The organism is Blastomonas fulva (genome assembly GCF_003431825.1).
Classification (GTDB): Bacteria; Pseudomonadota; Alphaproteobacteria; order Sphingomonadales; family Sphingomonadaceae; genus Blastomonas; species Blastomonas fulva.
This window is the reverse complement of the sequence record NZ_CP020083.1, coordinates 3,386,338-3,398,729: the sequence shown is the minus strand read 5'-3', so window position 1 is coordinate 3,398,729 and position 12,392 is coordinate 3,386,338. Positions and strand designations below refer to the sequence as shown.

8 protein-coding genes are annotated in these 12,392 nt (G+C 65.1%); 2 read left to right on the top strand and 6 right to left on the bottom strand.

Going from position 1 to position 12,392, the window contains the following annotated elements:
* Positions 1–24: 24 nt before the first annotated feature.
* The 4 genes from B5J99_RS16100 to B5J99_RS16085 form a co-directional block, all read right to left on the bottom strand.
* Positions 25–1,668 carry a GH35 family beta-galactosidase gene (locus B5J99_RS16100; RefSeq protein ID WP_117352977.1) on the bottom strand — a complete coding sequence of 548 codons (1,644 nt, stop codon included), beginning with the start codon at positions 1,666–1,668 and terminating at the stop codon, positions 25–27.
* 73 nt (positions 1,669–1,741) lie between these two features.
* On the bottom strand, positions 1,742–3,043 hold the full coding sequence (locus B5J99_RS16095; RefSeq protein ID WP_245991658.1) for an MFS transporter: 1,302 nt from the start codon (positions 3,041–3,043) through the stop codon (positions 1,742–1,744).
* Positions 3,040–4,251: a D-mannonate dehydratase ManD gene (manD, locus tag B5J99_RS16090; protein ID WP_117352976.1), complete on the bottom strand. Its 1,212-nt coding sequence runs from the start codon at positions 4,249–4,251 to the stop codon at positions 3,040–3,042. Before manD ends, B5J99_RS16095 begins: the two co-directional genes overlap by 4 nt.
* A gap of 8 nt (positions 4,252–4,259) precedes the next feature.
* Positions 4,260–6,623, bottom strand: a complete 2,364-nt coding sequence (locus B5J99_RS16085) for a glycoside hydrolase family 3 N-terminal domain-containing protein (protein WP_117352975.1) — start codon at positions 6,621–6,623, stop codon at positions 4,260–4,262.
* A 186-nt stretch (positions 6,624–6,809) separates the two neighbouring features.
* Between B5J99_RS16085 and B5J99_RS16080 the strand changes: the two genes are divergently transcribed.
* Positions 6,810–8,903, top strand: coding sequence for an alpha-glucuronidase family glycosyl hydrolase (locus tag B5J99_RS16080; RefSeq protein WP_117352974.1), 2,094 nt, complete (start codon positions 6,810–6,812; stop codon positions 8,901–8,903).
* 96 nt (positions 8,904–8,999) lie between these two features.
* Positions 9,000–10,076 (top strand): LacI family DNA-binding transcriptional regulator, encoded by a 1,077-nt coding sequence (locus B5J99_RS16075; RefSeq protein ID WP_117352973.1) that lies wholly within the window; start codon positions 9,000–9,002, stop codon positions 10,074–10,076.
* Between the two features lie 7 nt (positions 10,077–10,083).
* Here B5J99_RS16075 and B5J99_RS16070 read toward each other — a convergent pair whose 3' ends face one another.
* A complete protein-coding gene (locus B5J99_RS16070) occupies positions 10,084–11,505 on the bottom strand; it encodes a sugar porter family MFS transporter (protein ID WP_425456412.1) in 1,422 nt (473 codons plus the stop codon).
* A 26-nt stretch (positions 11,506–11,531) separates the two neighbouring features.
* Positions 11,532–12,392, bottom strand: a complete 861-nt coding sequence (locus tag B5J99_RS16065) for an SMP-30/gluconolactonase/LRE family protein (protein ID WP_231684134.1) — start codon at positions 12,390–12,392, stop codon at positions 11,532–11,534.

The following is a 12,392-nucleotide window of genomic DNA, read 5'->3' as shown; positions in this document are numbered from 1 at the left end:
TCCCTGAATTGCGGCCCGTCAGGCTTAGCGGTACCGGTAGAGCTTCACGCGCTGGATCTGCCAGTCGCCAGGGAACAGGCGGATGTGCCGCCCCTGATGGGTCTGGTCGCCGTTGAGCAGCCGCCCCGGTTTCCAGCCGCCCGCAGCATCGAACACGCCTTCGTGCGCAACGTCGATCCCCGCCAGCGGCTGGTCGCCGCCCACCGGCTTGAAGGTGACGGTGATGCCTTGCCCCGCGATCAGATATTCCTCCGGACCGATCTGGATGATCATGCCGCCAAAGCCTGCGGTTTGCGGAGTGAGCGCCGGGCGCTGGATGTCCATGGTGAACGAGACGGTAAAGCGATAGTCGCCGATCACGCGCTCCTGCGGCGCAAAGTCGACGGTCTCGTCATAGGCCTGATGCGGCTTGAACCCTGCGATCCGGTCGGTGCCCTGATGCTGCAGGATGAAGGGCTTGAGCTGCTGCAGCACGCCATAGGCCTGTTTGAGCGCGCCCGGTTCCGCGTCGATCGAGTCGATCGAGAACGGGCTGAAGCCGATCGCGTCGTGCTCGGCGAGGGCATAGAACGCATTGGCCGGGACCGCGGGATTGTCCGCATTGTGCGCCTCTGGGACGAACAGCGGATTGTCGCTGCGGTCGTAGCGCGCAATGATCCGCGTGAAATTGGGGAAATAGATATCCGGAGCCAGGAAGTCGATCGACGGCGCGCCTGCCTTCCACACATCGAACAGATGGGGCAGGGGCCCGCCGCTGGGGTACTCGCCCGGTGCCCGTCCGGGACGGTTTAGCGCGACGTTGACGTACATTGGCATGGCATAGCCTGCCTTGCCCGCGCGGGTGAGTTCGTCGGCAAAGTGCGCATAATGCCATGCGGTGAACACCTCGGCGGCGGCATCGCCCGGGCCGAACAGCTCTTCCCAGCTGCCCTGCATCTTGGCGCCGCGCTCCAGCCACATCGCCTTCATCTCAGGCACCAGGCTGTCGCGGTTGCGCGCCAGATACTCGGTCAGCTGGGCGGGGACCGGCTCGCGAAAGGCCGCATTGGCAGCAGGGCTGTAATCGCGCGCCACCGGGAGCATGCCGATCTCGTTTTCGACCTGAGTCATCACGACGGTGTTCTGTGCGTCATCGACCGCCTTGATATGCGCCATCAGCGCGGCAAAGGCGCGGCTGTCGGCCTTGAGCGTTTCCGCGCCAAAGGTCGACAGGATCTCGATGCCCTGCCCGCCAGGCGTTTGCGCGCGGGGGAAGCGCGCCTGATCGCGTTTCACCCACGACGGCACATAAGTCGACATGCTGTTCTTCCACGCGCCGAACCACAGGATGACCAGCTTGAGATCGTTCGCGCGCGCCGCCTTGAGCATTGCGTCGAACGACGACCAGTCATAGCGGCCTTCGACCGGTTCGATCAGCTCCCATGCCACCGGCGCCAGCACGGTATCGACATGCATCGCCTTCAGCCGCGCCCAGTGCGGCGCCATATAGTCCGCGCTCGATGCCGCCGAATTGCTGAGCTCGCCACCGATGATCAGGTGCGGCTGCCCGTTGACGATCAGCTGCGTGGCGCTGCCCTGGCGGCGCAGCTCGGGCGGATTGGCAAGGCCCGGGAAGGGCAGGGCGGCAATGGACAAGGCTGCCGAACACAGCGCGAGCTTGCGGATCATGGGGTCATCCTTTCAGGGGACTGAAACGTGGCGCAGGCACCATCGGCCGAGCGCAAGATGCTGAGCAGGCGGGTCATCGGCTGCTGGCAACCTGCACGGGCGCGTAACGCGGGTTGAGGAAGTGGAACACGACCAGGGCGACCAGATAGGCCATGCCGCACGCGATAAAGAACGGTTCGTAGCTGCCGACCCGGTCGAGCAGCACGCCGAGCGACTTGGAGGCGATGAACCCGCCGCATGCGCCTGCAAACCCGCCCAGCCCGATCAGCGTGCCTTGCGCGAACCTTGGAAACTGGTCGCCCGGAAGCGCGAACAGGTTGGTCGAAAAGCCCTGATGCGCGGCGCAGGCGAGGCCGATGCAGCCCACCGCGATCCAGATATTGTCCGCCTCGATCGCGAACATCACCGGCAGCGCGAACAATGCGCAGACGAACATAGCCTGCTTGCGGGCGCGTCCGGTGGCGATGCCTTTCTTGAGCAGGTGGGAGCTGTACCAGCCGCCCGCGATCGCGCCGACGTCGGCCAGGATATAGATCGCCACCAAAGGCGGACCGAAGTTCTTGAGGTCATAGCCATATTGCTTGTTGAAGAAATCGGGCAACCAGAACAGGAAGGTCCACCACACCGGATCGATCAGGAAGCGACCGGCCATGTACGCCCACGCTTCGCGGTGGCGCAGCACGTTGAGAAAGCCGGTGCGGCCGGCATCGTCCGCGGGCTCCGCCTCGATCCAGGCGCGCTCTTCGGGCGTGACCTTGGGGTGCTGCGCGGGGTTGCGGTAGAAGCGCCACCAGACGAACAGCCAGACCAGGTTGAACAGCCCGGTAACGATGAACGCCCAGCGCCAGTCGAACGCGAGGCCAACGACGATGAATGAGACCAGCAGCGGGGTGATGATCGCACCGACATTGGCCCCCGCGTTGAAGATGCCGATCGCGAGCGCGCGTTCCTTCTTGGGGAACCATTGCGAGGCGGCGGCGAGTGCCGAGGGGAAGGTGCCCGCCTCGCCCAGCGCGAGCGGGATTCGCGCGATGACGAAGCCTGTCGTCGATGTCACCAGCACCTGCGCAAAATGGCCGATCGTCCACAGCCCCATCGCCAGCAGATAGCCCGCGCGCGGGCCGATGCGGTCAATCAACCATCCGAACGCCAGAAAGCCGATGCCATAGCAGACCTGGAAATAGCCTGAGATGTCGCCATAGCCCGAATTGGTCCAGCCATAGAGCGTCTCGAGCTGTGGCTTGAGCACGCCGAGCACCAGCCGGTCGATATAGGACAGCACCACCGCAGCAAACAGCAGCGCGCAGATGACCCAGCGGATACGGCCGCGCGGTTTGACAACCGTGGCTTCGGGGGTGGGCGGCACCTGTGTCACCAGTTATACATCGTGCCATCTTCCAGCCGGTTCACCGGCAGGAAGGCGCGGCTGTATTCGTAACCGGCGGCGAGTTCCTCGTCGATATCGACGCCAAGGCCGGGCTCGTCACCGGGATGCATCGCGCCGTCGGCAAAGGTGTAGGCGTGCGGGAAGACCGCGTCGGTTTCGGGCGTGTGGCGCATATATTCCTGCACCCCGAAATTGGGCACCGACAGGTCGAAGTGCAAAGCTGCGGCCATGCACACCGGAGAGAGGTCGGTCGCGCCGTGGCAGCCGGTGCGGATCTGATACAGATCGGCGAGCGACGCAATGCGGCGCAAATGAGTGATGCCGCCTGCGTGTACTACGGTGGCGCGGATATAGTCGATCAACTGGTTCTGGATCAGCTCGCGGCAGTCGTGGATCGAATTGAAAATCTCGCCGACAGCCAGCGGCGCGGTTGTGTGCTGACGGATCAGCTTGAAGGCTTCCTGGTTCTCGGCAGGGGTCGCATCCTCCAGCCAGAACGGGCGATAGGGCTCAAGGTCCTTGCCCAGCCGCCCCGCCTCGATCGGGGTCAGCCGGTGGTGGATGTCGTGCAGCAGGTGCACGTCCCAGCCCAGAGCCTCGCGCGCCGCCTTGAACAGTTCGGGCACCACGCGCAGATATTTGCTGGTGTTCCAAACGTTCTCGGTGGGCAGGTCGGCATCGGCGGGTTCGTAGAAATAGCGGTCCTTGCTGACGCCATAGGTCGATGCCATTCCGGGGACGCCGCACTGCAGGCGGATCGCCTTGTAGCCCTGGCGCTGGTAGTCGAGCGCGACCGCGATCGTGTCCTCGATTGTGGTGCCATTGGCATGGCCGTAGACCATGACGTTCTCGCGGCTCGCCCCGCCGAGCAGCTGGTAGACGGGGAGCCCAGCGATCTTGCCCTTGATGTCCCACAAAGCGGTGTCGACCGCGGCGATCGCGCTCATCGTCACCGGCCCGCGCCGCCAGTACGCACCCTTGTAGAGATACTGCCAGATATCCTCGATCCGATGCGCATCGCGGCCGATCAGGCAGGGGATGACATGGTCGGTCAGATAGCTCGCGACCGAAAGTTCGCGTCCGTTGAGCGTCGCATCGCCGACGCCGGTGGTGCCGTCGTCGCAGATGATCTTGAGCGTGACGAAGTTGCGGCCCGGGCAGGTGATGATGACGCGGGCATCGACGATTTTGGGCATGGTGATCCTTAGGCGATTTCGAGGGTAACGGTTTGAAGGTTGCGGCTGTCGGGGCCGGTCATGATGTCGAACAGCCCGGGCTCGACGACCTCGCGCATCTGGTCGTTCCAGATGGCAAAAGCATCGGGTTCGAGCACAATGGCAACGGTCCTGCGCTCGCCCGGCTTGAGCGTGACTCGCTGGAAGCCTTTGAGCACCTTGATCGGCTGGGTGACCGAAGCGACCTGATCGCGGATATAGAGTTGCACGACCTCGTCGCCTTCGCGATCGCCGACGTTGGCGACATCGACCGATACGGTAACGCCGGCACCCGGTCCGATGCGTGAGGTGGAGAGACGCGGCGCGCTCAGCTCGAAGCGGGTGTAACTGAGGCCGTGGCCGAACGGGAACAGCGGGTCGGTGGTGTCGAAAAGATAGCCGCGGCGTGCCGAGGGCTTGGCGTCGTAGAACACCGGCACCTGACCGACATGCCGCGCGACCGTCACCGGCAGCTTGCCGCCGGGGTTCACATCGCCGAACAAGGACGCTGCCATCGCATGGCCGCCCTGCTGGCCCATGTACCAGCACTCGAGAAGCGCATTGGCCTGTTCCGCCACCGTTGGCCAGGAGGGCGGGCGACCGTTGATCGCGATCACGACCACGGGCTTGCCGGTCGCCTTTATCGCCTCGAACAGCTCGTTCTGCTCGCCCACTAGATCAAGGCTGGTGCGGTCGCCCAGATGGTTCTTGGCAAAGCCCTCGCGGCTGGTCTGCTCGGTATCGCCTATCGCCAGCAGGATGACATCGCATGTCTTCGCGACCTCGACAGCCTCGGCGATCAGCTGGCGGTTCCTTGCCGGGTCGGCGAGCAGGATCTCGTTGGCCGAGCGGTCCTCGCTCTGCGTGATGAACACGCCCTGCGCGAAAATGACCTCGGCCTGGTTCTTCAACCGCGCCTTGACGCCGTCGAGCAATGAGACGGGGTTGGTGGGCAGCGAGGAATAGCCGCCCAGCCGTGCGACCGCAGCATTCGGCCCGATCACCGCAACGCGCTCGTGCGCGCCGGGCTTGAGCGGCAACGTGCCGTCGTTGGTCAGCAGCGTGATCGCCTTTTCGGCAGATGTCCGAGCGAGCGCCAGAGCTTCGGCATTGGCGGTGAGCTTGGCGGCAGCGCGAGCATCGACCGGTGCGGCCTCGAACAGCCCGGCGCGGAACTTGAGCGTCAGCATCCGGCGGCAGGCCTGATCGACCAAAGCCAGCGGAACCTTGCCAGCACGCACCTGGTCGCCCAGCGTGCGGAAGGCCTCGCCATCGGGCAGATCGCTGTCCACTCCGGCGATCAATGCCAGCCGTGCAGCTGCTGCCATATCGGGCGCGACATGGTGCAGCGAGGCAAGCTCGCCGATCGCGGCATAGTCGCTGACGATCAGGCCGTCGAAACCCCATTCGCCGCGCAGCACGTCGCCCAGCAGCCAGCGGTTGGCGTGGCTCGGCACGCCGTCGATCTCGTTGTACGATGGCATCACGGCGGCGATCCCGGTCTGCTTCACGATCTTGCGGAAGGGCGGGAAGAAGCGCTCGCGCAATTCGCGTTCAGCGAGCGGGGCAGGGGCGACATTCTCGCCGCTTTCGGGCTGACCGTGCCCGGTCATGTGCTTGAGCGTCGCGAACACCTTGCCCGGGGCGAGGATTTTGCTGCGCCCCTGCAGCCCCAGGACGGCGGCGATGCCCATCTCGCCGCACAAATACGGGTCCTCGCCAAAGGTTTCCTCGATCCGGCCCCAGCGCGGGTCGCGGGCGATGTCCACCACCGGCGACAATGCCAGAATTCCGCCATGCGCGCGCACCTCGCGGCCGATGACCGAGCTGACCTTTTCCATCAGGTTGCGGTCGAAGGTTCCTGCGAGCGCAATCGCCTGCGGGAAGCTGGTCGCGGTCGGTGCCATGTAGCCGTGCAGGCACTCCTCGTGAAATAGGATTGGGATGCCCAGCCTAGTCGACCGCGCCCATTTTTGCGCAGCATTGATGAAGGCGATCGTGTCTGCGGGCGCGCGCCAACGCCCGGTCGGGGCGGCGATTGCCGGACCCGCCGGATTGTTGTTGGCAGTGGCCGCGCCACCCCGGTCGGAGGGGCGGGCGACCTGGCCGAATCCGTGGGGATAGGCGGCGGATGCCTTTGCCGGATCGAACGCCAGTGCATCGTCCATCACGTCGCGCTTGGTGCGCGACAGCGTGATCAGCTGCGCGACCTTTTCGTCCAGCGTCATCCGCGAGAGCAGATCGTCGACCCTGAGGTCGATAGGGGCGGCAGGGTCGCGGTAGATCGGGGTTGCCGCGCGCGCGGCCAGGGGCATCATCGCCAGCAGGGAAGCCGATGCGCTCCAGCAAAACATCTCGCGGCGGCTCAGTGTGCCGCTCGTGACTCTACCCTGGGTCAACGCTCTCTCCCTACCCGAACCGCGCAACATTTATATTGATGTTGTCGCCATGATACCGCTAACATGCACGGCACAACAACGGCTTGTCAATGCTGTTGGCCAACGTCAGTGCAAGATGCATGGCGACACGGGAGAGGATCGATGAAACTGTTCACTCTGCAGAACCCGCTCTGGGCCTGCGCCGCGCTTGTGCTGGCCAGTCCCGCCGTTGCCGATGACGGCTATCGGCTGTGGCTGGGCGAGGGGGCGACGACGCAGGCGCGCTCCGGGGTCGAGGTAAGGGGCGAATCGGAAACGCTGCGGCTGGCCGCTGACGAACTCCGGCGCAACCTACCCGCGCTGTCGGTTCCGGTCGTGGTCGCCAGAGCCGACGATGCCGCGCTCGCCGGTCTGCGGCTCGATGCCCGAAGCCTGGGCTCCGAAGGTTATGCTGTGCGGCGGGCGCAGGTGGCGGGCCGCGAGGTGCTGCTGGTCACCGGTTCGGTCGATGTCGGCGTGCTCTACGGCGCCTTTGCGCTGCTGCGGCATATCAACAGCGGCGGCGATATCGCGAACATCGACCTTGCCTCTTCGCCGCAGACGAAGCTGCGCATTCTGAACCATTGGGACAATCTCGATGGGGTGGTCGAGCGCGGCTATTCGGGCCAGTCGCTTTGGGACTGGTGGGTGCTGCCCGACTTCAAGGACCCGCGCTATGCGGATTATGCCCGCGCCAATGCCTCGATCGGCATCAACGGCACCGTGCTCAATAACGTCAACGCCAAGGCTGACAGCCTGACCGCACCCTATATCGCCAAGGCTGCAGCGTTGGCCGATGTTTTTCGCCTTTATGGCATCCGGGTCTATCTATCGGCGCGTTTTTCCGCACCGATCGAGCTCGGAGGGTTGAAAACAGCCGATCCGCGCGACCCGGCGGTGGCGGCGTGGTGGAAGGCCAAGGCGGACGAGATCTATCGCGCGATCCCCGATTTCGGCGGTTTTCTGGTCAAGGCCAACAGCGAGGGGCAGCCCGGCCCGCGTGATTATGGTGCCAGTCATGCCGATGGCGCCAACATGCTGGCGGCGGCGGTCAAACCGCATAATGGCATCGTGATGTGGCGCGCGTTCGTCTATGCCGACACCGACCCCGAAGATCGCGCCAAGCAGGCCTATACCGAGTTCAAGCCGCTCGATGGCAGCTTCGCCGACAATGTCCTGGTCCAGGTCAAGAACGGAGCGATCGATTTCCAGCCGCGCGAACCGTTCCACCCGCTTTTCGGCGCGATGCCCAGAACACCGCTGATCGCCGAGTTCCAGATCACCAAGGAGTATCTCGGCTTCGCGACGCATCTGGCCTATCTCGGCCCGCTGTTCGAGGAGGTGCTCGATGCGCAGACTGGCGTGCGGCGGGGAGAAACCGTGGCCTCGGTGGTCACCGGCAAGGCCGACGGCCATTCCCTCAGCGGGATGGCGGGGGTCGCCAATATCGGGCGCGACCGGGACTGGTCCGGGGGCACGTTCAACCAGGCCAACTGGTATGTGTTTGGGCGGATGGCCTGGGACCCTTCGCTCTCGTCAGAGGCCATAGCCCGCGAATGGGCGGCGCAGACCTTCGGCAACGATCCGGTCGTCATCGACACCGTGGTCGCGATGATGATGCGCTCGCGCGAGGCGGTGGTCGATTATACCGGGCCGCTGGGGCTGGCGCATCTGTTCGCCACCGGTCACCATTACGGGCCCGGGCCGTGGGTGTCCGATCTGGCCCGGCCCGAATGGAACCCGGTCTATTATCACCGCGCGGACAGGCAGGGGATCGGATTCGATCGCACCCGCACCGGCAGCAACGCGGTCGCGCAATATGCGCCGGTGCTTGCCAGGCGCTATGCCGACCCGAAGACCACACCGCCCGAAGAACTCTTGTGGTTCCACCATCTGCCCTGGGACTACAAGATGCCCGCTGGCAACACGCTGTGGGAGGAAATGGTGCGCCGCTATGACCGCGGCGTGGCAGAAGTGGACTCGATGCGCAGCCAATGGGCGACGCTCAGGCCACGGATTGATGCCGAGCGCTGGACCAAGACCGATGCGTTTCTGGGCGTGCAGCAGCGCGAGGCCCGGTGGTGGCGCGATGCGAGCCTGGCGTACTGGATGTCGATCAACGGCCTGCCGTTGCCCAATGGATCGGCCGCGCCGCAGCACGATCTTGAGTGGTACAGGCAGCAGAGCTTTCCGTTTGCACCGGGCAATCCCAAATAGCGCCAGAACCGGGGCTGGCCGTCATTCTTGCCATCTCGCCTTTCCGCGGCAGCGCGGCTAAAGGGCGGTTATGGATATTCGCCTGAAAGACCGTGCATGAAGGAACCTCGAGGCCCAAGGCGTCAGCGCAACGTTCCCACGATCAGCGACGTGGCGGCCCAAGCGGGGGTTTCCCCGATGACCGTGAGCCGCGTGATCAACGGCGAAAGCAACGTCCGCGATGACACCCGTCTCCGGGTGGAAGAGGCGATTGCCGCGTTGAATTATGCGCCCAATGTCGCGGCGCGAACGCTCGCCGGGGGCGACGACATCCGCATCGGTCTGCTGCATTCCAACCCGTCCTTTGCCTATCTGAGCGAGTTTCTGGTGGGCAGCCTCGATCAGGCCAGCCGCAGCAACGTGCATCTGGTGGTCGAGAAATGCGACGACGATGGCGGCGAGGCGGCTGCGGTCGATCATCTGCTGCGCGGCCGCATTGATGGCGTTGTGCTGCCGCCGCCGCTCAGCGACTCGCTGCCGATCCTGTCGGCGCTGGAAGCGCGCGGGATTCCAGTCGTTGCGGTTGCCACGGGCCGCGCCCCCGACTGGGCGCTGTCGGTAAGCATCGACGACCGCCAGGCCGCCTATGACATGACCCGGCATCTGATCCAGCTGGGCCATGTGCGTATCGGCTTCATCACCGGAAACCCCAACCAGACCGCCAGCGCCGAGCGTCTGGAGGGCTATAGGGCCGCGCTCAAGGATGCAGGGCTGACCACGGGGTCGGAGCTGGTGGCAGAGGGCATGTTCACGTACCGCTCGGGGCTGGATGCCGCCGATCTGCTGCTCGACAGCGCCGACCCGCCCACCGCGATCTTTGCTGCGAACGACGACATGGCGGCGGCGACGGTCGCCATCGCGCACCGCAAGGGGCTCGACGTTCCGGGCGACCTGACTGTGTGCGGGTTTGACGACACCGCGCTTGCCACCACCATCTGGCCCGAGCTCACCACAATCCGCCAACCGGTGATCGAAATGTCGCGCCGCGCGGTCGAACTGCTGGTGCGCACCATCCGCAACGGCAAGGCGTCTGCTGCGGACCAGCCAGCGCATGTCCTTGCCGACTACGAGCTGATCCGCAGGCAATCCGATGCGGCTCCGCGCCGCCGCCCGGCGGCGCGGAAGCCCGGCTGAGGGGCCTTCAACCCTCCATGTCCTCCAGCTCGCGCCCGCGTGTTTCGACCACCATCTTGTGGACGAACAGATAGGATATCGCCGCAAACAGCGCATAGCCCAGATAGGTCACCGCCAGTCCCGGCGATGCGGCGAGCGCGGGGAAGCTCACCGATATCGCGGCATTGGCCATCCACTGTGCAAAGCCGGCCACCGCGAGGCCAGATCCGCGAATCTGGTTCGGAAACATCTCGCCCAGCATCACCCACATCACCGGGCCCCAACTCAGGTTGAAGAAGATGACATAGAGGTTGGCGGCGATCAGGGCGATCAGGCCGTTGCTGCCGGGCAGCGAGACCGCACCGTCGGCAGCGGTGACCGCAGTCGAGAACGCATAAGCGACGATTGCGAGCGTGACCGCCATGCCCGCCGAGCCGAACAGCAGCAGCGGCTTGCGCCCGATCCGGTCGACCAGCAGCATCGTCGCGAGGCACGCCCCGATCGAAAGCACGCCCGACAGGATGTTGGTCTGCAGCGCATAATCCTCCGAGAAGCCGACCGCCTCCCACAAAGCGGCACCGTAATAGAACACCACGTTGATTCCCACGGCCTGCTGGAACACCGCAAGGCCGATGCCGGTCCACACGATCGGGCGGATCTTGCCCGATGCCTTGTCGATCAGATCGGACAGGCGCGCGCGGTGTTGGTCGGTGGCCAGGCTGTTGCGGATTTCCACCACCTTGCGGTCGGCCTCTGCCGGTCCGAACAGCCGGGTCAGCACCTTGTGCGCATCGGCTTCGCGCCCGCGCGCTACCAGATAACGCGGGCTTTCGGGGATCACCAGAAGCGCCAGGCCATAGATTGCGGCGGGGATGGCCTGCAGCCAGAACATCCAGCGCCAGGCGGGATAGCCCATCCAGAATTCGGCGGTCGACCCTCCCGCCAGCCGTGCCAGCGCGAAGTTGGCGACGAACGCGCCGGTCAGCCCGGTGATGATCATCACCTGCTGGATGCTCGAGAGCCGCCCGCGAATATTGGCGGGGGTGACCTCGGAGATATAGACCGGCGAGATCACGCTTGCCGCGCCCACGCCCAGCCCGCCGACGATGCGCGCGATGATGAAGACGACCGAGGACGAGGCCGCGCCGGCCATTAGCGCGCTCGCGAGGAACAGCGCGGCCGAGAGCAGCATGACACCGCGCCTGCCGATGCTGTCGGCCATCCGTCCTGCGCCAAAGGCGCCGATGGCAGAGCCGACCAGGATCGCGCCGACATTGACGCCTATGCCGAATTTGCCTAGGTCGAACGCGCTTTCCAGCCCCTTCTGGGTGCCATTGATCACCCCCGAATCATAGCCGAACATGAACCCGCCGATCGTCGCCACCGCAACGATCGCGACGATAAACCCCATGTTGACGCGCTCTTCGGCCGTCCCTGCCACCGTCGCCATCTCTCCTGCTCCTTTTTATGGTCTCATTATATCTTGGCCGGGGTTACCGGCAGTCCGGCAACGCCGGGATCGAACGTGAACAGATGACCTGCCAGCGGCTGCGCCTCGAGCGCGGCATTATCCAACCCCTTGCGCGCGCTCGTTGCATAAGCCGTTGTCAGGTTCGCTCCGCCAAACGCGATCTTGGTGACATTGGCCACCGGAAAGCGCACAAAACGCATCATCCGGCCCGAAGGATCGTACCGCCGCACGCCCCATCCGCCGTAGAACGCAACCCACAGACAGCCCTCGGCATCGATCACCGATCCATCGGGATAGCCCTCAGCTTTGCCGACCACGATATGGCGTTCGGGTGCGCCCAGCGCGCCATCGTCCGCAATTGCGACGCGCCAGATGGTCTTGCCCAGCGTGTCGGTGTGATACAGCGTGCGGCCATCGGCGCTGATCGCTGGGCCGTTGGTGATCGCAACCGGGGGCAGGCGCGTGTCGCGGCACGCGCCGCCGTCGCAGCGATACAGCCGCCCGGTCATCGCCGCCTCGCCATCATCCATGCTTCCGAACCACAGCCGCCCGGTGCGGTCGGTGGCGGCATCGTTCAGCCGGTTGCCGGGATAATCCGGCTCGGGATCGTGCAGCAGCGCGAAGCTGCCGGTGACAGGATCGAAGCGGTGCAACCCGGTCTTGACCCCGGCGATCATGTCGCCCGCCTCGGCAGGCAACACCCAGCCGACCTGATCAGGCGCGGACCATGCCTGGCTGGAGCCATCTCCAGGGTCGAAGCGATGGACGGCCCGTCCCTTGATGTCGACGAACCACAGCGCATCGCCGGTCCAGACCGGCCCTTCGCCCAGCATCGCGCCGACGGGCAGGACCGACTGGACGGTCAT